Raw genomic sequence first — 22,703 nt, 5'->3', positions numbered from 1 at the left:
AAGTTGCTGCATCTTGCCTACGGCGTCCTCAAATCAAACACGCCCTTCGATCCTCAAAAGGCCATTGCCTGTTAGACGGGAAGACGGTATCTACAGGAGCTTGCAGCAAGCTAGCTGGCCGCACTTAGGCGGCAGCCGAAGCCGCCGGGTTCTCGTCGCGATTGAAGCCTGCTCTAGAGAGACTTGCGGTCGGCCAGCTGGGTGCGCTGTAGGAGGGGCTTCAGCCCCGACAACTGCCGAAGCCGGCCGACTCCCGGCTCCGCGCGTCGCGACTGAAGGCGCTCCCACAAGGACTTGCGACGCGCGTGCCGGGCTCACAGTGGGAGGGGCTTCAGCCCCGACGCGGGAACGCTGCATGCGCCAGCGCGGCTACGCCGCGTGCGCCGCGCGGTGCATCGGTCTCGACCGCCTGTTCGCACATCGCATGCGATGATGCCCACGTACCCGCCAGATCCCTGTTGTGCCGATGGCTTTCGATGCGTTCGCCCTGATCCTGGCCATGCTGGCGCTCGGCAAGCTGTTCGCGCGGTTGCGCGCGCTGCCGGTCAACACCACCGAGGTGCTCAACAGCGTGGTGCTGTACCTGTGCCTGCCGGCGTCGGTGCTGATCTACGTGCCGCGGCTGCAGCTGGATCTGGCCCTGCTCGGAGTGATGCTGACCCCGTGGCTGCTGACCGGCGCGACGGTGCTCGCGGTGCTGGCCTTGCGCCGGCCGCTGCGCCTGCGCCGCGACCAGCATGCGGTGCTGCTGCTGTGCGTGGCGCTGGGCAATTCCAGCTTCATCGGCTATCCGATGGTGCGCGCGCTGCTGGGCGAGGCGGCGCTGCCGTATGCGGTGGTCTACGACCAGTTCGGCACCTTCGTCCTGCTGTCCAGCTTCGGCCTGTACGTGCTGGCCCGCTACAGCGGCGAAACCCCGCTGTCGCCGCGGCAGACCTTGCTGCGCATGGCGCGGTTCCCGCCGCTGTGGGCGCTGGCCTTGGCGCTGACCCTGATGCCGGCGCAGCCGCCGGCGTGGATCGCCTCCGGCCTGCAGCACCTGGCCGATGCGATGCTGCCGCTGGTGATGCTGGCGGTGGGCTTCTCGATCCAGCTGCGGCTGCCGCGCGAGGAGTTGAAGCCGCTCGCCGCCGGGCTGCTGCTGAAGCTGCTGCTGTTGCCGGCGCTGGCCTGGCCGCTGTCGTGGGCGCTGGGCCTGCGCGGGCAGCTGCTGCAGGCCAACGTGCTCGAATCGGCGATGCCGACGATGATCACCGCGGCGGCGCTGGCGATCTCGCACCGGCTGGCGCCGCGGCTGGCGGCGGCGCTGGTCGGCTACGGCATCCTGCTGTCGCTGGCCACGCTGCCTGCGTGGGCGTGGCTGTTAGGGGCGCTGGGCTGAGGCTTTGCGGCTCGGCGCGCACGATCGCGCGCCGGGCGCCGTAAGCGGCGTTAGGAGAGAGTTCGACCCAACGGCAAAGCCACGGTCAAGGTTGAAACCCTCTCCGCAGGGAGAGGGGACCCGCTCGGCCGCTCAGTCCGCCGGCACCGTGCGCTCGCGCGCCCACTCGCGCAGCGCCTGCACCTGCTCGGCCATCATCACCGACAGCGGCCGCGTGCCGCGGATCTCCTGCATCAGCAGGTCGGTGTCCAGCGGCCGGCTCTCGGCGTGCGCGGCGTACAGGCCGGAGACGATGGCCTGCTCGATCTCGGCGCCGGAAAAGCCGTTCGCCGCGGCGGCCAGCGCGGGCAGGGCGAAGTCCTCCTCGCGCAGCGTGCGCCGCGCCAGGTGCAGGCGCAGCAGCTCCACCCGCGTGTCCGCGTCGGGCAGGTCGACGAAGAAGATCTCGTCGAAGCGGCCCTTGCGCAGCAGTTCGGCCGGCAGTTCGTGCACCTGGTTGGCGGTGGCGACGATGAACACGCCGCCGGTGCCGGCCTGGGTGCCGCGCTCGGCCATCCAGGTCAGCAGGTAGCCGAGCACGCGTCGCGACACGCCGCCGTCCTCGCCGCCGCTGGCCAGGCCCTTCTCGATCTCGTCGATCCACAGCACGCACGGCGCCAGCTGCTCGGCCGCAGCCAGCGCGCCGCGCAGGTTCTTCTCGGTCTCGCCGTGGTACTTGTCGTACAGCGAGCCGAAGTCCAGGCGCAGCAGCGGCACGCCGAAACCGGCGGCGGTGGCCTTGGCCAGCATCGACTTGCCGCAGCCCTGCACGCCGAGCAGCAGCACGCCCTTGGGCGGGTCCAGCCCGGGCGGGGCGTTGCCGGCGAACACCGCGCGGCGCTGCTCGATCCAGCGCTTGAGCCGGCGCGCGCCGGCCACGTCGGCGAAGCGGGTGGCGTCGTATTCGTAGTGCAGGTGGCCGCTGCGGTTGAGCAGTTCGAACTTGAGCTTGGCCAGCTGCGGCAGGTCGGAGGCGCTGAGCGCGCCGTCGGCGTAGATCAGCTGGCGGGCGATGCGCCGCGCGTCGATCAGGCTCAGCCCCTGCAGGTTGCGCAGGATCTGCTTGACCGCCTCGCCGTCGACCTCGACCCGGCGCCCGCTGAACTCGCGCGCATAGCCGGCGGCCTCTTCCTGCACCATCTTCAGCAGCGCGTTGGCGTCGGGCAGGCGCGGGTTGAAGCGGGTGGCCAGCGCTTCCAGTTCGGGCGGCAGCTCGATCTTGGCGCCGATCAGCACCAGTACGTGCGGCTGGCTGTGGCGACGCTCGACGATGTCGCGCAGCAGGCGCTGGTGGCTGGCGTAGCCCAGGTACGGCACCACGTCCAGCAGCAGGTAGATGCCGCGCTGGTCGGCCTGCTTGATCGCCTGCAGCACCGCGCTGGCGTCGGGCGGGCCGACCGGCTCGTCCTCGCGGTCCAGGTCGATGCGGCGCAGGCCCTCGGTGATCGACCAGCGGAACAGCGCGCGCCAGACCTGCATCAGCGCCTGCCGGAACAGCGCCACGATGCGCGCCTCCTCCTGGGTCTCGATGACGATCAGGGGGGTGTTGGCGCGGATCAGCGCGGTCAGGTCCTGCAGTTCGTTCATGGCCGGTCCGTTGCCGTGGGGCCGCCACGATAGCAACGCGCCGGCCCGGGTGCCACGCATTGACTACCGGCCAACGGAGGGGCGGTGTACGCTGCGGCCTCTTCTTCCGGAAGCGAGGCGCGCATGAAGACGATCCTGGTGGCCGGCTCCAAGGGCGGCGTGGGCAAGACCACGATTGCCACGCACCTGGCCGCGTACTACGCGCTGGCCGGCAAGCGCACGGTGCTCGCCGATGCCGATCCCCAGGGCTCCTCGACCCGCTGGGCCGAGCGCCGCGCCGGCCTGGACAGCGCGGTGCTGCCGATCGACGCCAGCCGCAAGCGCAACTGGCGCGCGGCGCTGCCGGACGACGCGCAGCGGGTGATCATCGACGGCGCGGCCGGCGCCATGGCCGAGGATCTGGCCCAGTTCCTGGACGAGGCCGACGCGGTGGTGGTGCCGGTGATGCCCTCGGCGCTGGACATCGAGGCCACCGTCGGCTTCCTCAACACCCTGGCCAAGGTGCCGCGGGTGCACCAGCGCAAATTGCCGGTGGGGCTGGTGATCAACCGCAGCAAGCCGTGGACCCACGCCGCGCAGCAGGCGCTGGAGATGCTCGGCGGCTGGCCGTACCCGGTGCTGGCGCAGCTGCGCGACAGCCAGGCCTACGTGGTGCTGGTCGGCCTCGGCCGCAGCCTGTTCGACTACCGTTCTGCCCAGGTGCGCGATCACCAGCAGGACTGGGAACCCTTGCTCAAGTGGCTCAAGAAGGCCTGACCGATGACCATCGTCCTGCGTGAAGTGATCCTGCTGCGCCATGCCCATGCCGAACCGGCCGATACCGGCCAGGCCGATGTCGACCGGCCGCTGTCGCCGCACGGCCTGGCCGAGGCCGAAGCCGCCGGGCGCTGGCTGCTGGAGCAGCGGCTGGTGCCCGACCGGGTGCTGTGCTCGCCGGCGCGGCGCGCGCGCGAGACCCTGGAGGCGGTGCTGGAGCTGACCGGCTATGTCGAGCAGCGCCTGGAGCCGCGGGCCTACGAGGCCACCTCCGGCACCCTGGCCGCGCTGCTGGACGAGCATCGCGACGTCGAGCGGCTGCTGCTGGTCGGCCACAACCCGGGCCTGGAACAGCTGGCGGCGCTGATGCACAGCGGCCAGTCCGGCGACTACCGCGGCATGCCCACCGCCAGCGTGGTGGTGCTGACCGTGCCGCAGGAGGCGGCGATCGAGCCGGGCGTGGCCCGATTGACCGCGTTCTGGTGGCCCTGAACGCACCGCGCCGGCGCCTGCGCCCGGCGTTGTGCATGGCGCTGCTGTCGGCCTGCCTGCTGCCCGGCTGGGGCAGCGCGCAGGCGCCGCCGCTGTCGCCGGGGGAGCACGCGCTCGATCCGGTGCAGTCGCGCTTCGGCTTCGAGATCCGCACCCGCTTCGGGCAGCGCATCGAGGGCTTCTTCCCGCGCTTCGAGGGCACCGTGGAGATGCTGCCCGACGGCCGCCACCAGGTGCGCCTGCGCCTGTTCACCGGTTACGTGCAGATCCCCGGCAAGCCGCGCTACACCGGCTGGATGCGCGGGGAGGACTTCTTCGACGCGGAACGCTTCCCCACCGTGTCCTTCGACTCGCAACCGTTCTCCCCGACGCTGCTGACCAGCGGCGGCGCGTTGGTCGGCACGCTGAGCATCCGCGGGATCAGCCACACCGAGACGCTGACCATGATGCCGACCGGCTGCGCCCACCCAGGCTATGATTGCGATGTGATCAGCCGCGGTACGGTTCTGCGTGGACGCTATGGAATGGATAAGTGGGATCTGGCCTTGAGCGATCGGGTCACCTTTGTGCTGCGCGCACGGTTGACGGAGGCGGACGCTCCGTGACCTCATTGCTGCGGGTCCTGGTGCTGGCGGCAATGCTGCTCGGCAGCGGTTGCGCGAGCCTGTCGCAGGCCCAGCACGGCCGTGCCGTGGCGATCGCCGAGGCCGCGCGCGACAGCCGCGTCGACTGCACCGAGGCCGACCACTGCGCGCTGGCCTCGCCGCTGCGCGGGTTGGCCGGCAAGGCCTTTGCCGCCTCCGGCGAGCAGACCCCGCAGCACTACGCCACGATCCTGGACCATGGCGAGGAAGCGCTGGTGGCGCGGGTCAACCTGATCCGCAGCGCCAGCCGCAGCATCGACCTGCAGACCTACATCTTCGACAAGGACGACAGCGCGCGGCTGGTCATGGACGAACTGCTGGCCGCGGCGCGGCGCGGCGTGCAGGTACGGGTGCTGATCGACCAGCTGTCGGCGATCTCCGACCTGCAGATCCTCGGCGCGCTGGCCGGCGCGCACCAGAACTTCTCGCTGCGCATCTACAACCCCACCTTCGGCCTGGCCAAGCCCAATTACTTCCATTACGCCGCCAGCGTGGTGTGCTGCTTCCGCCGCTTCAACCAGCGCATGCACAACAAGATGCTGGTGGTGGACGACGCGGTCGGCGTGGTCGGCGGGCGCAACTACCAGGACGACTATTACGACTGGGACGCCGAGTACAACTTCCGCGACCGCGACGTGCTGGTGGCCGGCCCGGTGGCGCGCGAGATGGCGGCCAGCTTCGATGCGTACTGGGCGGCGCGGCGCAGCGTGCCGGTGGCGCGGCTCAACGACGTCGGCAAGCTGCTGCTGCGCGACGGCGTGCCGGCGATGCCGCCGGCCCGCTTCCTGCGCCCGGAGCGGGTGCAGCGGGTCAGCGACGAAGCCGCCGACCCGGCGTTCGTCGAGGAGGCCTTCGTGCGCCCGGCGCTGCCGGTGAGCAACGTCAGCTACGCCGCCGATCCGCCGCAGAAGCACCGGCGCGATGCCGCATCCAAGCGGGCGCTGGCGGTGGCCGTGCCCAAACGGGTCAGCCTGATCACCGGCGCGCAGCGCGAGATCATCCTGCAGACACCCTACCTGGTGCTGTCCGACCCGGCGCAGGAGATCTTCCGCAATCTGCGCAAGCGGCCCACGCCGCCCAAGATCATCGTCGCCACCAACAGCCTGGCCTCCACCGACAACCCGGTGGTGTACGCGCTGTCGTACAAGTACAAGCGCCGCAACCTGCGCGAGCTCGGCTTCGACATCTACGAATACAAGCCGTTCCCGCTGGACGCGCCGGTGAACTACGCCAACCTGCTGCCGTCGCCGTTGCTGCCCGATGCCGACGTGGCCGATGGCGGTGGCCGCAATCCGCTGATCGGCGGCAGCGCGGCCGGCCGGTCCAGCGCGCTCGGCAGCGGCAGCGGTGGCCCGGGCGGCAGCGGACGCCGCGCCGACGGCAGCCAGGTCGACCGCCGCGTGCTGCGCACCGAGACGCGCCCGTCGTTCCTCAGCCGCCGCGCGGCCAACCGCCCGCTGCCGGTGACCCGCGAGGGCGCGCGCATGGGGCTGCACGCCAAGTCGCTGGTGGTGGACCGGCACATCGCGGTGATCGGCACCCACAACTTCGACCCGCGCAGCGAGAACTACAACACCGAGGGCGCGGTGATCATCGACGACCCGGCCTTCGCGCAGGCGCTGGCCGCCAGCATCCTGCGCGACATCGAGCCGTCGAACTCGTGGACGGTCGCGTCGCGCGCCAAGCCGCCGGTGCTGTCGGGGCTGAACTACAGCCTCGGCAAGGCATCGGAGGCGTTGCCGGTGCTGGATTTCTGGCCATGGCGCTATGCCACCAACTACGAATTCCAGCCCGGCCCGGACTGCCCGGCGCCGCTGACCCGGCGCGATCCCGGCTTCCACCGCTGCTACAGCGCGGTCGGCGACTTCCCCGAGGTCAACGTCGGCCCGAAGTGGCTGTTGGTGCGGATGCTGACGGCGTTCGGTTCGGGGTTGGTGCCGATTCTTTGAGAGCCGGGATTGGGGATGGGGGGATTCGGGATTGGCAAAAGCGATAATGTCGGCGCGAGGAGCGCCGCTTGGCGAATCTCCAATCCCGAATCCCCAATCCCGGACTCACACCCAATGGCCTTCCACGAACCCGTCGATCTCGATGCCCTCAACGCTGCGGCCCACGACACCCTGATCGCGCACCTGGGGATCGTCTTCACCGAGGCTGGGCCGGACTGGCTGCGCGCGACCATGCCGGTCGATGCGCGCACGCTGCAGCCGTACGGGCTGCTGCACGGTGGCGCCTCGGTGGTGCTGGCCGAGACCCTGGGCAGCAGCGCCGGCAACCTGTGCGTGGCGCCGGACCGGATCTGCGTGGGCCTGGAGATCAACGCCAACCACCTGCGCGCCGCGCGTGCCGGCACGGTCACCGGCACCGCGCGGCCGCTGCACGTGGGCCGCGCCACCCAGGTCTGGGAGATCCGCATCGAGGACGCGGCCGCCAAGCCGGTGTGCGTGTCGCGGCTGACCCTGGCGGTGATCGCCCGCGCCTAGGGCGTGCGGTCGCTCCCGAGCAGGTCCGCGCCAAGGTTGCGCAGGCACGGTGCAGGAGAGGGAGGAAGTGGAGCCTGTCCATGCCCGGCGATGACGCGACCTTGGGCAACACGCAAGCGCAGCCGGCGAGTCGGCCTGGCGGGCAGTCAGGCGGCGCCACGCGGCTTGAGCCGACGCCAGCCGGCGCTGCGCCTCGCAACCCCGCTCGCGGCTGGTTCGACCCAGCGCGACCGCGCGACGTGACCTATCGACCACACGCCCTGGACGGCCCGTTAACCCGCCCTCAGCCGCAACCGTCTTCATGCTGACACAATAGGGTGCTTCCTCCCCGGCTTCCGGTACCCTTTCCCGAATGAGCGAGTTCTCCCCACCCGCCACGCGCCAACACGGTGGGGCGCTGCGCTGGGTCCGTTACGGCTACCGTGTGCCGCTGCTGGCGCTGCATGTGTTCGTGTCGCTGCCGTTCCTGCTGGTGTGCATGGCGCTGTCGCCCAGCCGCGCCGGCGGCGAGTCGTTCGGCGACCACGTGGTGCGCTGGTGGTCGACCTGGCTGGTGCGCATCTTCGGCCTGCGCGTGCGCCGCGTCGGCACGCCGCTGCCCAACCCGGTGCTGTTCGTGGCCAACCACGTCAGCTGGATCGACATCACCCTGCTGCACAGCCAGCGCATGATGGGGTTCGTCGCCAAGCGCGAGATCGCCGGCTGGCCGCTGGTCGGCTGGCTGGCCGCGCGCGGGCAGACCATCTTCCACCAGCGCGGCAGCACCGAGTCGCTCGGCGGCGTGCTGCAGGTGATGGTGGAGCGGCTGCGCACCGGGCGCTCGGTCGGGGTGTTCCCGGAAGGGCGCACCCGCGGCGGCCACGAGGTCGGCCCGTTCCATGCGCGGATCTTCCAGGCGGCGGTGCAGGCGGAAGTGGCGGTGCAGCCGGTGGCGCTGCGCTACGGCGCCGGCGGCTCGGCGCAGACGGTCGTCGCGTTCGGTCCGCACGAGAACTTCTTCGCCAATTTCCTGCGCCTGCTCGGCGAGCCGGGCCGCGTGGCCGAGGTGCATTTCCTGGAGCCGATCCGGCTGCAGGACGTGGAAGGGCGCCGGCGCATCGCCGAGATCTCGCGCGCGCGCATCATCGCCGCGATGGCGCAACGCTGAATCATGGAACACTGCGGCTCGGGCGATTTGACCGATTGCTCCAATCGCCCGGCGCAAGCTCGCTGCCGATGATGAATGCCGCCGACTACCTCCCCCCGCGTTGGCTGCGCAACCCGCACCTGCAATCGGTGCTGGGCTCCAGCGCGTTGCGCGTGCGCCGCGGCGAACAGTTGCTCGCCGCCAGCGGCGCGACCACCACCTCGCACATCCTCGATGGCGGCGACGGCGTACGCCTGCAGGGCTGGCTGAGCGTGCCGGCCGGCGTGGAGCCGCGCGGCACCGTGCTGCTGCTGCATGGCTGGGAAGGCAGCGCCGACTCCAGCTACATGCGCCTGACCGCCGCACAATTGCTGGCGCGTGGCTACCAGGTGTTCCGGCTGAACTTCCGCGACCACGGCGGCACCCACCACCTCAACGTCGACCTGTTCCATTCCGACCGCCTGGACGAAGTGGTCAATGCCGCCGGCGACCTGTGGCGGCGCTTCCCGGCGCCGACGCTGCTGGCCGCCGGCTATTCGCTGGGCGGCAACTTCGCGCTGCGCCTGGCGCTGCGCGCGCCGGCCGCCGGCCTGCCGCTGCAGCGCGTGGCGGCGGTGTGCCCGCTGCTGGATCCGGCCAAGACCATGCAGCGGATCGAGAACGGCCCGCAGTTCTACGACTGGTACTTCCGCCGCAAGTGGCGCGAATCGCTGCTGCGCAAGCGCGAACTGTTCCCCGAGCGGCACGGCTACGACGACGCCACGCTGGCGCTGGACATGCGCGAGCTGATGGGCTGGTTGGCGCAGCGCCACGCCGGCTTCGCCAGCCTCGACGCCTACTTCGACAGCTATTCGATCGCCGGCGAACGCCTGCAGGGCCTGCGCGTGCCGGCCGACATCCTGATGGCCGAGGACGACCCGGTGATCCCGCTGGACGATTTCCGCAGCTGGCGCCTGCCGCCGCCGGCGCGGCTGGAGATCGCGCGCTGGGGCGGGCATTGCGGCTTCATCGAGAACGCGCGCGGCGACGGGTTCGCCGAACGCTGGGTGGCCGAGCGCCTGATCGACGGCCTGCCCGCCTGATCCTGGCGCGGGCCGGCCGGGTCGTCCCGCTACAATGCCGGTTTGCCCCGAGCCGGACCCTCATGCAAGAGCAAATTCTCGACGCCCTGCGCCGCCAGGCCAACGCCGACGCGTTGCGCATCGCCCAGGCCTGGGTGGCCGACGCCGCCAGCGACGCGCAGGCGCACCGCTGGCTGGCGCTGGCGCAGCAGCAGAACGGCGACACCGCCGCCGCGCTGGCCAGCATCGACCAGGCCATCGCGCTGGCGCCGGAAGAGGCCGGCCTGCACCTGCTGCGCGCCGGCATGCTGCTCAGCGCCAACGACCTGGCCCAGGCCGAGGACGCGCTGGCGCGCACGGCCGCGCTGGATCCCAACCAGTTCCTGGCCTACGTGATGCGCGCCCACCTGGCGCTGGGCCGCGGCGACCTGGACGAAGTGGAGCGGCTCAGCCGCACCGCCGCGCGGCTGGACCCGGAGCATCCGCAGTTGCTGGGCCTGGACGGCATGCTGGCGCTGCGCCGCGGCGACGCCGATCGCGCGCTGGCGCTGCTGTCGCGCGCGAGCAAGGCGCTGCCCGACGATCCGCGGCTGCTGTACGCGCTGGGCTTCGCCTACCTGGAAAAGCAGCACCTGGCCTTCGCCGAGACCGCGTTCCGCCGCGTCGCCGCGCTGACCAGCGGCACCAGTGCGCTGATGGCGCTGGTCGCACAGCTGGCGCACCGCCAGGGCCGTCTCGACGACGCCATCGCGGCGCTGGATGCGGTGCTGGCCGACCCGGTCAGCGACACCGCCGGCATGCGCCGGCTGGCCGGCGAATACGCGCTGCAGGCCGGGCGCCCGGCCGACGCGCTGGAGCACCTGCGGCGCGCGCTGGGCGCCGCGCCGGCCGACCGCCGCACCCTGCACGCGGCGCTGATCGCCTGGCAGCGGCTGGGCGCGGTCGACGACGCCCGCGCCACCCTGGAGGCGGCGCTGGCCACCACCACCGACGCGCACGAACTGTGGCTGGCGCGGCTGGCGCTGGAGCCGGTCGGCGGCGCCGAGGCGCGCGCGCTGATCGCGCGCTGGCAGGCGGCGATGCCGACCCATGTGCCGGCCCTGGAAGCGCAACTGCGGGTGCACGACATGGCCGGCGAAAGCGAGCAGGCCGAAGCGGTGGCGCAACGCATCGTGGCGATGGAACCGGGCCGCATCAGCGGCGAGCAGCGCCTGGTCGAGGCGCTGCTGGAGCGCGGCGAGCACGACGCGGCGATCGGCCACGTGCGCGGCCTGATGCTGCGCCTGCCCGAGAACGAGCAGAGCCGGGTCCAGCCGTGGCTGGCGGCGGTGCAGGACGCCGCCGGGCGCCCGGCCGAAGCGCTGGCGACCTGGCTGGCGTTCCAGCAGGTGCAACTGCCGCACCTGCTGCCGCTGCCGCCGCTGGGTCAGGCCCCGGCGCAATGGCCGGCGCTGGCCGAGGTCGATCCGCAGCTGCGCGCCCGCCCGCTGTTCGTCTGGGGCGCGCCGGGCAGCGGCGTGGAGCGGCTGATCGCGGTGATGGGCGCGGCCAGCCAAGTGCTGCGCAGCGACCGCTTCGGCGCGCAGCCGCCGACCGATGGCTTCCAGCGCTACCGCACCATCCCGCAGCTCGACAGCGGCGAACTCGACGGCGCGGCGCTGATCGCCGAGTGGCGCGCGCAGCTGCCGGCGCGCGGCATCGACGACGGCAACATCGTCGACTGGCTGCTGTGGTGGGACAACGCGCTGCTGCGCGCGCTGCGCCCGCAGCTGCCGGAAGGGCGACTGCTGATCGCGCTGCGCGATCCGCGCGACATGCTGCTGGACTGGCTGGCCAACGGCGCGCCGACGCCGCTGGGGCTGGCCTCGCCGGAGACCGGCGCGCAGTGGCTGGCGGCGGTGCTGACCCAGGTCGCCGAACTGCACGAGCAGGACCTGTATCCGCACCGGCTGCTGCGCCTGGACGGGATCGAGGCCGATCCGGCGGCGGTGGCGGCGGCGCTGGAGCAGGCCTTCGGCATCCCGTTCCCGAGCGTGCCCACGGTTGGCCCGCCGCGCCTGCCGGCCGGCCACTGGCGCGCCTACGCCGCGCCGCTGGCGCCCGCGTTCGCGCTGCTCACCCCGGTCGCGGTGCGCCTTGGGTACGCTGAAAGCTGATTCCCCACTGGAGTTTTTCGCATGCGCCTTCGCAGTGACAGCATCCAGCCCGGCCAGCCGATCGCCGCGACCTACGCGATGGGCCAGGCCGACGGCTTCGCCGCCAATCGCAACCCGCACCTGGCGTGGGACGAGGTGCCGCCGGGCACCGCCTCGTTCGCGCTGCTGTGCATCGATCCGGACGTGCCGACCGTGGCCGAGATGGTCGGCCGCGACGACGTGCAGATCCCGGTCGAGCAGCCGCGCACCAATTTCGTGCATTGGGCTGCGGTTGAGATTCCGGCCGAGGTCCGCGAGATCGCCGAAGGCAGCGCCAGCGACGGCGTCGTCGCCAAGGGCAAGCGGCAACCGCCCGGCCTGCCCGGCGCGCGGCAGGGCCTGAACAGCTACACCGACTGGTTCGCCGGCCATGCCGAGATGGGCGGGGACTACTACGGCTACGACGGCCCGTACCCGCCGGCCAACGACCTGCGCGTGCACCGCTACTTCTTCCGCCTGTTCGCGCTGGACGTGGCCACGCTGGACCTGCCGCCGCGCTTCACCGCCGGCGACGCGCTGCGCGCGATGCAAGGCCATGTGCTGGCCGAGGCCAGCCTCTACGGCACGTACAGCCTGAATCCCAAGCTTTAAGCCCCTCTCCCCTCGGGAGAGGGGTTGGGGTGAGGGTCGGCGCGAAAGCGTCTCGTGAAGTTTGAGTGCACGAGGCTTCGCCCGTACCCTCATCCGGCGCTACGCGCCACCTTCCCCCGAAAAGGGGGCCATGGTCCCGATGGGAGAAGGAACAGCCTGGCCCCTCTCCCCTCGGGAGAGGGGTTGGGGTGAGGGTCCGGCGCGAAGCGTCTCGTGAAGTTTGAGTGCACGAGGCTTCGCCCGTACCCTCATCCGGCGCTGCGCGCCACCTTCTCCCGATGGGAGAAGGAGCTACCTAGCCCCTCTCCCCCTCGGGAGAGGGGTTGGGGTGAGGGTCCGGCGCGAAGCGTCTCGTGGAGTTTGAGTGCACGAGGCTGCGCCCATACCCTCATCCGGCCCTGCGCGCCACCTTCTCCCGATGGGAGAAGGGGACAGCCCTCAGGCCGCCGGCAACCACAGCAGCAGCGCCGCGCCCAGCACGATGCGGTATACCGCGAAGGCGGTGAAGCGGTGCGACTTGATGTAGCCCAGCAGCCACTTCACCACGACGAAGCCGGTCGCCACCGCGGCGGCGAAGGCGATGGCCACGTCGCCCCAGTCCTCGCTGCCGATCGCGCCGTCCTTGTACAGCTCCAGGAACGAATAGCCGCTGGCCGCGAACATGGTCGGGATGCCGACCAGGAACGCGAAGTCGGCCGCGGCCGAGCGCTTGCTCAGGCCCAGCAGCATCGCCAGGAAGATCGTCGCGGCCGAGCGCGAGGTGCCAGGGAACACGCCGGCCAGCACCTGCGCCAGGCCCACCGCGATGGCCACCTTCCAGGTCACCAGTTCGCGCTCGGGCATGCGTGCGGCGAAATGCTCGGCCACCAGCATCCACACCCCGCCGATCACCAGCGCCCAGGCCACCGGCTGCACGGTTTCCGGCAACTGCCAGCCGGCCTTGCGCACCGCCAGGCCGACCACCGCGGTGACCAGGAACGCGGTGCCCAGCTTGAGCACGTAGTCGCGGTTGGCGCGGTCGCCGAGCCCGGTGGCCAGCGTCCACAGCCGTTGCCGGAACACCAGGGTCGTGGCCAGGATCGCGCCGGCCTGGATCACGATGTTGAAGAAGTCGGAACGGCGGCCCAGCCATTGCTCGGCGATCAGCAGGTGGCCGGTGCTGGAGATCGGCAGGAACTCGGTCAGGCCTTCGATGATGCCCAGCAGCAGGGCGGAGAACATGTCGCTCATGGGGAAGTTCGGCTCGTGGGGGAGGGGAGCCGGGCAAGGATAGAGCATTGATCGAAGCACCATTTAAGTGCGTCAAACCGTCAATGCACACATTTGGTGCGCGATCACCGCCCTGTTGGCGTGCGCCCTTCACCAAAATCAAGGACTTGTGAATCCGTCACAGTTGGCACGGCGATTGCTGTCACTGGGCCAAGTCATTCACCAACCCGAGGTTTCATCGATGTCTGCGGAAAATATTGAGAAGCTGGTCAAGGACAACAAGGTCGAGTTCGTCGACCTGCGGTTCGTCGATATGCGCGGCGTGCAGCAGCACGTGACCTTCCCCGTGAGCATCATCGAGCCGGCGCTGTTCGAAGAAGGCAAGATGTTCGACGGCAGCTCGATCTCGGGTTGGAAGGGCATCAACGAGTCGGACATGGTCCTGCTGCCCGACGCCGACACCGCATTCATCGATCCGTTCATGGCCGATCCGACCCTGGTCCTGACCTGCGACATCCTCGACCCGGCCACCATGCAGAGCTACGACCGCGACCCGCGCGGCGTGGCCAAGCGCGCCGAGGCCTACCTGAAGTCCAGCGGCATCGCCGACCAGGCGTTCTTCGGCCCGGAGCCGGAATTCTTCATCTTCGACGGCGTGCGTTTCGGCAACGAGATGGGCCACACCTTCTTCAAGATCGATTCGGAAGAAGCGGCCTGGAGCAGCGGCAGCAAGATCGAAGGCGGCAACAGCGGCTACCGTCCGGCGGTCAAGGGCGGCTACTTCCCGGTGCCGCCGACCGACTCGCTGCAGGACCTGCGCGCGGAAATGTGCAAGACCCTGGAGCAGGTCGGCATCGAGGTCGAGGTGCACCACCACGAGGTGGCCACCGCCGGCCAGTGCGAGATCGGCACCAAGTTCAACTCGTTGGTGAAGAAGGCCGACGAGCTGATGATGATGAAGTACATCATCAAGAACGTGGCCTACCGCAACGGCAAGACCGCGACCTTCATGCCCAAGCCGATCGTCGGCGACAACGGCTCGGGCATGCACGTGCACCAGTCGCTGGCCAAGGGCGGCACCAATCTGTTCTCCGGCGACGGCTACGGCGGCCTGTCGCAGATGGCGCTGTGGTACATCGGCGGCATCTTCAAGCACGCCAAGGCGATCAACGCCTTCACCAACTCCGGCACCAACAGCTACAAGCGCCTGGTCCCGGGCTTCGAGGCGCCGGTGATGCTGGCCTATTCGGCGCGCAACCGCTCGGCCTCGTGCCGCATTCCGTGGGTGTCCAACCCGAAGGCGCGCCGCATCGAGATCCGCTTCCCGGATCCGCTGCAGTCCGGCTACCTGACCTTCGCCGCGCTGATGATGGCCGGCCTGGACGGCATCAAGAACCAGATCGACCCGGGCGCGCCCAGCGACAAGGACCTGTACGACCTGCCGCCGGAAGAAGAGAAGCAGATCCCGCAGGTGTGCTCCAGCCTCGACCAGGCGCTGGAAGCGCTCGACGCCGACCGCGAGTTCCTCAAGGCCGGCGGCGTGTTCAGCGACGACTTCATCGACGGCTACATCGCGCTGAAGATGCAGGAAGTGACCAAGTTCCGCGCCGCAACGCACCCGCTGGAATACCAGCTGTACTACGCCAACTGAGTTCCACGCGCGGCGATGGCGAAGGTTACCCCTCCCTCCTTCGTCATCGCCGCCACCTACTCGGCTGGGGAGCCGTGCCGGTGGTCCGCGCCAGAAGCAGTCGCAACAGCCGGTTTTCCGGGGGATGCACCACGAAAGACAGCGCTTGCGTGCCGTGGGCCACGCTCCCTCCCACGTCGCCGTTGCCGTCGCACTCTCGTGCGCCGCGCCACGGCGTGATCCGCGGGACGCACCGCGCAGCAGGACGGCGCCGTTCGCGGCGCCGATGACATGCAAACCGCCGGCCGGGGTTCGGCAGCCGGCTCCTTCCACCAACGGGGTATGCGCATGAAACTGATCACCGCCATCATCCGGCCGTTCAAGCTCGACGAGGTCCGCGAGGCCTTGTCACAGGCGGGCGTGTCCGGCATCACCGTCACCGAGGTCAAGGGCTTCGGCCGGCAGAAGGGACACACCGAGCTGTATCGCGGTGCCGAGTACGTCGTCGACTTCCTGCCCAAGATCAAGATCGAGACCGTGGTGACCGACGAGCGCCTGGAGGCCGTGGTCGAGGCGATCCAGACCGCCGCCGGGACCGGCAAGATCGGCGACGGCAAGATCTTCGTCACCGCGATCGAACAGGTCATCCGGATCCGTACCGGCGAGATCGGCGCAGATGCGCTCTAACCCCACTCTGGAGCCGTTCATGAAGACAGGTCTTTTCTCCGGGTGGAAGGCCCGGTTCTACGCGGTATGCATGCTGATGCTGTTCAGCGCGATGGCCATCGGCGTGCCGGGCACGGCCTTCGCCCAGGCCGAAGTGACGCCGGTGCCGACGCCGGACGTGGTCACCGAACAACTGACGCCGCCGGCGCCGCCGGCCGCCGCGGCCGCGCCTGCCGAAGCGGCGCCGACCGTGGACAAGGGCGACGTGGCCTGGATGCTGACCTCCACGCTGCTGGTGCTGCTGATGGTGGTGCCGGGCCTGGCGCTGTTCTACGGCGGCATGGTGCGCGCCAAGAACGTGCTGTCGGTGCTGATCCAGGTCGCGGTGGTGTTCTCGCTGATCGCGGTGCTGTGGGTGGTCTACGGCTACAGCCTGGCGTTCTCCGGCGAAGGCCCGTGGATCGGCAACCTCGACAAGGCGCTGCTGAAGGGCGTGACGATCGAAACGCTTGCAGCCACCTTCACCAAGGGCGTGAGCCTGCCGGAGTACGTGTTCGTCGTCTTCCAGCTGACCTTCGCCGGCATCACCGGCGCGCTGATCGTCGGCGCCTTCGCTGAGCGGGTGAAGTTCGGCGCGGTGCTGCTGTTCTCGGTGATCTGGTTCACCTTCGGCTACCTGCCGCTGGCGCACATGGTCTGGGCCACCGGCGGCTACCTGTTCGACAAGGGCGCGCTGGACTTCGCCGGCGGTACCGTGGTGCACATCAACGCCGGTATCGCCGGCCTGGTCGGCGCCTACTTCGTCGGCAAGCGCACCGGCTTCGGCCGCGAGGCGATCAAGCCGCACAACGTGACCCTGACCTTCGTCGGCGCCTCGCTGCTGTGGGTGGGCTGGTTCGGCTTCAACGCCGGCTCCAACCTGGAAGCCAACGCCGGCGCGGCGCTGGCCTTCCTCAACACGCTGCTGGCGACCGCCGCGGCGATCCTGGGCTGGTCGCTGACCGAGAAGATCATCAAGGGCAAGTCCTCGGCGCTGGGCGTGGCCTCGGGCATGGTCGCCGGCCTGGTCGGCATCACCCCGGCCTGCGGTACCGTCGGCCCGTTCGGCGCGATCGCCATCGGCCTGGCCGCCGGCGTGCTGTGCGTGTGGGGCGTCACCGGCCTCAAGCGCCTGCTCGGCGCCGACGACAGCCTGGACGTGTTCGGCGTGCATGGCCTGGGCGGCATCATCGGCGCGATCCTGACCGGCGTGTTCTCCGCCGCCTCGCTGGGCGGCCAGAAGGGCGGCGACTACAGCATCGGCCATCAGGTGCTGATCCAGGCCGAAGGCGTGCTGATCACCCTGGTGTGGATCGGCGTGGTGTCGGTGGTCGGCTTCCTGGTCGCCAAGCTGGTGTTCGGCCTGCGCGTGCCGGAAGAAGCCGAGCGCGAAGGTCTGGACATCACCTCGCACGGCGAGTCCGCGTACGAGTCCTGAGCAAGACCGGCCCGCGACCATGCGTCGCGGGCCGCTGCGGCAATCCGCCTGCGACCGGTCGCGACCGGTCCTGGCGGCCAGAGGCCATCGCCGGCGCTCCATGGGGCGGAACGACGGCAGTTCTTCCAGCGATCGAGGTATTCCGCGTGGCCGCTAGCCTCGCCAGACCCCCACTCATTTCTTTCCCCGTTGCCTGCGGCGCCACGTGCCCGCCTGCGGCGACGGCAGCGACGGCAGCGACGGCAGCGACAGGCACCGCCTCGGCGGCCCGCGTTGTCGGCCGGTTCCGGCCGGTGCCCCGGACTGCCGGGCGTTCAGCGCCTTCCGGCTGCCTTTGCACTACATTGGTGCAATGTCCATGACCGCGCCTCCACCTCCGATCGACGTGCTCGGCACCCCGGTGGTCTGGGCCGACGCCGACGGCCGCCTGCTCGGCGCCAATCCGGCCTTCGCGCGCTGGCTCGGGGTCAGTGTGCGGCGCCTGCTCGACCAGCCGCTGGCCTCGCTGGAAGTGCAGGGCGACGCGCTGGCGCGGTTCCTGCGCAACGACGAGCGCGACGTGCTGCGCCTGCACCGCATGGCGCTGGCCATTCCCGGCGAGACCCCGCGCTTCGCCGAAGGCTGGCTGGCGCGGATGGACGACGGCGGCTGGCTGCTGGAAGCGCACCCGGTCGACGAATTCCCCACCCTGGACCCGGCCCAGGCGCTGCCCAATGCGCTGGGCGCGGCGCTCAAGGGCCTGGCCCACGAATTGCGCAATCCGCTGGCCGGGCTCAAGGGCGCCGCGCAGCTGCTGGCGCGGCGCGCGCAGCACCGCGACGAGGACGAACGCGAGCTGATCGAGCTGATCGGCGCGGAGATCGAGCGCCTCAACAGCCTGCTCGACCAGCTGCTGTCGCCGGCGCCGGCACGGCCGCACGCCATGCTCAACATTCACGCGGTGCTGGAACGGGTGCTGCGCCTGGCCGAGAACGAGGGCGGCTGGTCGGTGCGCCTGCAGCGCGACTACGACCCCAGCATCCCCGAATTCCTCGGCGACGCCGACCGCCTGACCCAGGCGGTGTGGAACCTGGTCCGCAACGCGATCCAGGCCGGTGCCGCGCAGGTCACCCTGCGCACCCGCGTCGAGCACGCCCAGCGCATCCGCGACCGTGTGCATGCGCGCGGCGTGCGCCTGGAGATCGTCGACGACGGCCGCGGCGTGCCCGAAGAACTGGCCGAGCACCTGTTCCTGCCGCTGGTCAGCGGCCGCGCCGAAGGCAGCGGCCTGGGCCTGGCGCTGGCGCAGCAGGTGGCGCGCGAGCACGCCGGTTCGCTGACCTTCCGCTCCCGCCCCGGGCATACCGTCTTCACCCTGCTGCTGCCGCAGGCCGCAGCGGACCCCGAATAGGAGCAGTCCGATGACCGAATCCCTGGAAGGATCGCAACGCATCTGGGTGGTCGACGACGACCGCTCGGTCCGCTTCGTGCTGTCCACCGCGTTGCGCGACGCTGGCTACAGCGTGGACGGCTTCGACAGCGCCGCCTCGGCGCTGCAGGCGCTGGCGCAGCGGCCGTTGCCGGACCTGCTGTTCACCGACGTGCGCATGCCCGGCGACGACGGCCTGGTGCTGTTGGACAAGCTCAAGGCCGCGCACCCGCAGCTGCCGGTGATCGTGATGTCGGCCTATACCGACGTGGCCAGCACCGCCGGCGCGTTCCGCGGCGGCGCGCACGAGTTCCTGTCCAAGCCGTTCGACCTGGACGACGCGGTGGCGCTGGCAGCGCGCGCGTTGCCGGAGGCCGGCGGCGTCGCCGAGGCCGCGCTGCCGGTCCCCAGCCAGGGCAGCGCCGAACTGATCGGCGACACCCCGGCGATGCGCGCGCTGTTCCGCGCCATCGGCCGCCTGGCGCAGGCGCCGCTGTCGGTGCTGATCAACGGCGAGACCGGCACCGGCAAGGAACTGGTCGCGCACGCGCTGCACACCGAGTCGCCGCGCGCGCGCAAGCCGTTCGTCGCGCTCAACACCGCGGCGATCCCGGCCGAATTGCTGGAAAGCGAACTGTTCGGCCACGAGGCCGGCGCCTTCACCGGCGCGCAGCGGCGCCATATCGGCCGCTTCGAACAGGCCGACGGCGGCACCCTGTTCCTCGACGAGATCGGCGACATGCCGCTGCCGCTGCAGACCCGGCTGCTGCGCGTGCTGGCCGAGAACGAATTCTTCCGCGTCGGCGGCCGCGAGCTGATCCGGGTCGACGTGCGGGTGATCGCCGCCACCCACCAGGACCTGGAAGCGCTGGTCGAACAGGGCCGTTTCCGCGCCGATCTGCTGCACCGGCTGGACGTGGTGCGGCTGCAGCTGCCGCCACTGCGCGAACGCCGCGCCGACGTGCCGCAGCTGGCCGAGAACTTCCTGGCGATGGCCGCGCGCAAGCTCGACACCCCGCCCAAGCGGCTGTCGCCGGCGGCGCTGGACGCGCTGCGCGGCTACGCCTGGCCGGGCAACGTGCGCGAACTGGAGAACGTGTGCTGGCGGCTGGCCGCGCTGGCGCCGGCCGAGGTCATCGACGCGCACGACGTGGACGGCGCGCTGCTGCGCGGCAGCCGCCGCGAGCGCAGCGGCGAGGGCGGCGAATGGGACGCGCAGTTGTCGGCCTGGGCACAGCAGCGCCTGGCCGACGGCGCCGAAGGCCTGCACGCCGAAGCGCGCGACCGCTTCGACAAGGCGCTGCTGGAAGTAGCCCTGCGCTTCACCCAGGGCCGCCGCGCCGAAGCCGCCGCGCGCCTGGGCGTGGGCCGCAACACGGTGACGCGCAAGCTCGGGCCGGGGCGGCGGCGGCGCTGAGCCGGGGCGGGACTCGGGACTGGGGACTCGTAAAGCGAGATGGCTTGCTCCGATCGGGCCATGCACCTGCAGCGGCCACCGCCACGCGCTGCAGATCCTGCGTTCGTAACCGCAAAAGCACGATGCCCTGCTTTGATGCTCCGTACGCCTGTGAGCCGACAGTTGCCGCGTTCTGCTGTTTTCGAGTTCCCAATCCCGCGCAGGCCCGGACCGGCGTCGCGCTGGCTGCGTCGGGGCTGGGAACTGCGGACTCGGAAAGCAGGACGCCTTGATATCGCTCCGCACCTCGTGCACCGGCAAGCGCCACGCTCTGCCGGTAAGTCACGCGGCCGAAAAGCGCGATGCCTTGGCTCTGATCGCTCCGCAGCCTTGCGAACCCACAGCTGCCGCGCTCTTCTGTTCCGAGTTCCGAGTTCCGAGTTCCGAGTTCCGAGTTCCGGCACGCATGCAGCCCCGGTTAGACTTGCCGCGAAAGCAGCCTTCATGAGCCGTGAACGGCCCCACCTCTAGTTTCCGCTGCACACAGGAGCCAATGTCGATGCGTCACAAGTTGCATGCCATCGTGGGAAGCGCGTTGCTGATACTGGCCGGCTGCAGCAGTACGCCGCCCGCACCGCCGGCGCCGCCACCGCCGAAGGCGCCGCCGCTGCCGACCAGCGGCACCGCGCAGCAGGCGCAGGCGGTGCTCGCGCCGGCCTCGGGCAGCCTGGTCAGCGGCAAGCTGTCGCTGGTGGCGGCGCCGGGCGGGGTGCGCATCACCGGCACGCTCGGCGGCCTGCAGCCGAACCGCCCGTTCGCGTTCCACGTGCACGAGCGCGGCGATTGCAGCGCGGCAGATGCCAGCAGCGCCGGCGGCCATTTCAATCCGCTCGGCGGCCCGCACGGCCGTGCCGGCAGCGGCCCGCACCATGCCGGCGACATGGACAACCTCGGCGCCAACGCCGACGGCATCGCCCAAGTCGACGTGTTGCTGCACGGCGTGGTGCTCGGCGGCGGCGCGCCCAACGACATCGCCGGCCGCGCGCTGGTCGCGCACGCCGATGCCGACGATTACCGCAGCCAACCGGCCGGCAACGCCGGTGCGCGCGTGGCCTGCGGCGTGATCCGCGTGCTGCGCTGATCGCACACCCGCCCGGGGCCTGGCTCCGCGGCGAACGTCCGCCTTGCGCGGCCCCTTCAAGGAGAACTTCCATGCGTACCCTCCCGACCGTCCTGTTCCTGGCCACCACCCTCGCGCTCGGCGCCTGCAAGCGCGAAGCGCCCGCAACCGACGCGCCAGCCGCGGCGACGCCGCCGGCCGCCACCCCGGCACCGGCCGCGGAACCTGCGCCTGCCGCCAGCGCGCAGGCCGCCGCAAGCGCCGCGCTGAGCCCGACCCAGGGCAACCAAGTGGCCGGCGAGGTCAGCTTCAACGTGGTCGACGGCGCCGTGCACGTCACCGGCACCATCACCGGGCTCAAGCCCAACAGCGAGCACGGCTTCCACATCCACGAGTTCGGCGACTGCAGCGCGCCCGACGGCAGCAGCGCCGGCGGCCACTTCAACCCGGCCAAGTCCGAGCACGGGCAGGTCAGTGCCGACCCGCACCACGGCGGCGACATGCCGAACCTAAAGGCCGACGCCGAGGGCAAGGCCATGATCGACGCGCAGGTGTCCAACAACGTCAACATCGGCAAGGGCGACGGCTTCGACATCCTCAACCACGCGGTGATCGTCCACGCCGACCCGGACGACTACAAGACCCAGCCCACCGGCAACGCCGGCGGCCGCCTGGCCTGCGGCGTGATCAAGGGCAACGCGAACGCGGCGGCCCCGGCCGCGCAGTAAGCGCACGCAAACCGACGCACGCCCGTGGAAGCGGGCGTGCGTCGGCAGCGGGTTGCTAAGCCGGCAAGACGGCGGCTTTGGAACGGTGATGGTCGCAGTCCTCCCGTCACCACCAGCGGCATGCCGCACCTCTGTGGGAGCGACTTCAGTCGCGACGAGCGGAGCCAAAAGCTCAGCGGCTCCGGCGCCGCAGGCTTTCTGTAGGAGCGGCTTCAGCCGCGACAGACGAAGTCAGCAAGCGCCCGGCCCGGAACGAGTAGCGCGACGCAAGTCGCAAACGCCTTATGGAAGCGGGCGATCGACGGCGGCGAATTGCGAAGCGGGCAAGCGCCTTCGCAACCGGTGGCGGCCGCAGTCCTCCCGTCACCAACCCTGCTGCACGCCGCACCTCCTGTGGGAGCGACTTCAGTCGCGACGAGCGGAACCAAGGCGTTCAGCGGCTCCGGCGCCCTAGCTTTCTGTAGGAGCGGCTTCAGCCGCGACAGACGAAGTCAGCCAGCGGCCCGGAACGAGTAGTAGCGCGACGCAAGTCGCAAACGTATATGGAAGCGGGCGATCGGCGTCAGCGGGCTGCGACCCAGGCAAGGCATCCGGCTCCGTAACCGGCGGCGATCGCAGCCCTCCCGTCACCAACCCTGCTGCACGCCGCACCTCCTGTGGGAGCGACTTCAGTCGCGACGAGCAGAACCGAGACGCTCAGCGGCTCCGGCGCCC

At 70.7% G+C, this 22,703-nt stretch carries 19 protein-coding genes; 17 read left to right on the top strand and 2 right to left on the bottom strand.

What is annotated here, in order from left to right; genetic code table 11:
- The first annotated feature begins 466 nt into the window (after nucleotides 1–466).
- Nucleotides 467–1,381 (top strand): AEC family transporter, encoded by a 915-nt coding sequence (locus tag J2Y70_RS15790; RefSeq protein WP_309919517.1) that lies wholly within the window; start codon nucleotides 467–469, stop codon nucleotides 1,379–1,381.
- A 132-nt stretch (nucleotides 1,382–1,513) separates the two neighbouring features.
- Here J2Y70_RS15790 and J2Y70_RS15785 read toward each other — a convergent pair whose 3' ends face one another.
- Nucleotides 1,514–3,007, bottom strand: coding sequence for an AAA family ATPase (locus J2Y70_RS15785; protein ID WP_309919493.1), 1,494 nt, complete (start codon nucleotides 3,005–3,007; stop codon nucleotides 1,514–1,516).
- Nucleotides 3,008–3,130: 123 nt separating this feature from the next.
- Here J2Y70_RS15785 and J2Y70_RS15780 point away from each other — a divergent pair, with 123 nt between their 5' ends.
- The 9 genes from J2Y70_RS15780 (at nucleotide 3,131) to J2Y70_RS15740 (ending at nucleotide 12,355) form a co-directional block, all read left to right on the top strand.
- Complete coding sequence (locus J2Y70_RS15780; RefSeq protein WP_309919490.1) at nucleotides 3,131–3,763, top strand: ParA family protein; 633 nt, start codon at nucleotides 3,131–3,133, stop codon at nucleotides 3,761–3,763.
- A 15-nt stretch (nucleotides 3,764–3,778) separates the two neighbouring features.
- Nucleotides 3,779–4,255, top strand: a complete 477-nt coding sequence (locus J2Y70_RS15775) for a histidine phosphatase family protein (RefSeq protein WP_263398563.1) — start codon at nucleotides 3,779–3,781, stop codon at nucleotides 4,253–4,255.
- Nucleotides 4,246–4,860, top strand: a complete 615-nt coding sequence (locus J2Y70_RS15770; RefSeq protein ID WP_309919488.1) for a YceI family protein — start codon at nucleotides 4,246–4,248, stop codon at nucleotides 4,858–4,860. The genes J2Y70_RS15775 and J2Y70_RS15770 overlap by 10 nt, the downstream gene beginning before the upstream one ends.
- A complete protein-coding gene (locus J2Y70_RS15765) occupies nucleotides 4,857–6,848 on the top strand; it encodes a phospholipase D family protein (protein WP_309919485.1) in 1,992 nt (663 codons plus the stop codon). Before J2Y70_RS15770 ends, J2Y70_RS15765 begins: the two co-directional genes overlap by 4 nt.
- Nucleotides 6,849–6,962: 114 nt before the next feature.
- Nucleotides 6,963–7,382 carry a hotdog fold thioesterase gene (locus tag J2Y70_RS15760; RefSeq protein ID WP_309919482.1) on the top strand — a complete coding sequence of 140 codons (420 nt, stop codon included), beginning with the start codon at nucleotides 6,963–6,965 and terminating at the stop codon, nucleotides 7,380–7,382.
- Nucleotides 7,383–7,734: 352 nt separating this feature from the next.
- On the top strand, nucleotides 7,735–8,529 hold the full coding sequence (locus tag J2Y70_RS15755) for a lysophospholipid acyltransferase family protein (RefSeq protein WP_309919479.1): 795 nt from the start codon (nucleotides 7,735–7,737) through the stop codon (nucleotides 8,527–8,529).
- A 71-nt stretch (nucleotides 8,530–8,600) separates the two neighbouring features.
- Nucleotides 8,601–9,590, top strand: a complete 990-nt coding sequence (locus J2Y70_RS15750) for a YheT family hydrolase (RefSeq protein WP_263398562.1) — start codon at nucleotides 8,601–8,603, stop codon at nucleotides 9,588–9,590.
- 62 nt (nucleotides 9,591–9,652) lie between these two features.
- On the top strand, nucleotides 9,653–11,725 hold the full coding sequence (locus tag J2Y70_RS15745; RefSeq protein WP_309919476.1) for a tetratricopeptide repeat protein: 2,073 nt from the start codon (nucleotides 9,653–9,655) through the stop codon (nucleotides 11,723–11,725).
- Nucleotides 11,726–11,746: 21 nt separating this feature from the next.
- Nucleotides 11,747–12,355: a YbhB/YbcL family Raf kinase inhibitor-like protein gene (locus tag J2Y70_RS15740; RefSeq protein ID WP_309919473.1), complete on the top strand. Its 609-nt coding sequence runs from the start codon at nucleotides 11,747–11,749 to the stop codon at nucleotides 12,353–12,355.
- A 438-nt stretch (nucleotides 12,356–12,793) separates the two neighbouring features.
- Here J2Y70_RS15740 and J2Y70_RS15735 read toward each other — a convergent pair whose 3' ends face one another.
- Entirely contained in the window at nucleotides 12,794–13,585 is a 792-nt protein-coding gene (locus J2Y70_RS15735) for an undecaprenyl-diphosphate phosphatase (protein WP_263396280.1), read from the bottom strand.
- 220 nt (nucleotides 13,586–13,805) lie between these two features.
- Between J2Y70_RS15735 and glnA the strand changes: the two genes are divergently transcribed.
- The 7 genes from glnA to J2Y70_RS15700 all read left to right on the top strand — a co-directional run bounded on the left by glnA (nucleotide 13,806) and on the right by J2Y70_RS15700 (nucleotide 21,989).
- The gene (gene glnA / locus J2Y70_RS15730) at nucleotides 13,806–15,215 is read left to right on the top strand and encodes a type I glutamate--ammonia ligase (RefSeq protein WP_263396279.1); all 1,410 of its coding nucleotides are present in this window, start codon (nucleotides 13,806–13,808) and stop codon (nucleotides 15,213–15,215) included.
- Nucleotides 15,216–15,542: 327 nt separating this feature from the next.
- Nucleotides 15,543–15,881: a P-II family nitrogen regulator gene (locus tag J2Y70_RS15725; RefSeq protein ID WP_039009092.1), complete on the top strand. Its 339-nt coding sequence runs from the start codon at nucleotides 15,543–15,545 to the stop codon at nucleotides 15,879–15,881.
- A 19-nt stretch (nucleotides 15,882–15,900) separates the two neighbouring features.
- A complete protein-coding gene (locus J2Y70_RS15720) occupies nucleotides 15,901–17,337 on the top strand; it encodes an ammonium transporter (RefSeq protein WP_263396278.1) in 1,437 nt (478 codons plus the stop codon).
- A gap of 358 nt (nucleotides 17,338–17,695) precedes the next feature.
- Complete coding sequence (locus J2Y70_RS15715; RefSeq protein WP_263396277.1) at nucleotides 17,696–18,727, top strand: nitrogen regulation protein NR(II); 1,032 nt, start codon at nucleotides 17,696–17,698, stop codon at nucleotides 18,725–18,727.
- A 10-nt stretch (nucleotides 18,728–18,737) separates the two neighbouring features.
- Nucleotides 18,738–20,162, top strand: coding sequence for a nitrogen regulation protein NR(I) (gene ntrC, locus J2Y70_RS15710; RefSeq protein ID WP_309919466.1), 1,425 nt, complete (start codon nucleotides 18,738–18,740; stop codon nucleotides 20,160–20,162).
- Nucleotides 20,163–20,700: 538 nt separating this feature from the next.
- Nucleotides 20,701–21,282 (top strand): superoxide dismutase family protein, encoded by a 582-nt coding sequence (locus tag J2Y70_RS15705; protein WP_309919461.1) that lies wholly within the window; start codon nucleotides 20,701–20,703, stop codon nucleotides 21,280–21,282.
- 71 nt (nucleotides 21,283–21,353) lie between these two features.
- Complete coding sequence (locus J2Y70_RS15700; protein ID WP_309919458.1) at nucleotides 21,354–21,989, top strand: superoxide dismutase family protein; 636 nt, start codon at nucleotides 21,354–21,356, stop codon at nucleotides 21,987–21,989.
- Nucleotides 21,990–22,703 lie beyond the last annotated feature (714 nt).

Source organism: Xanthomonas sp. 1678, from assembly GCF_031455575.1.
Taxonomy (GTDB): Bacteria; Pseudomonadota; Gammaproteobacteria; order Xanthomonadales; family Xanthomonadaceae; genus Xanthomonas_A.
This window is presented reverse-complemented; position numbering and strand designations above follow the sequence as displayed.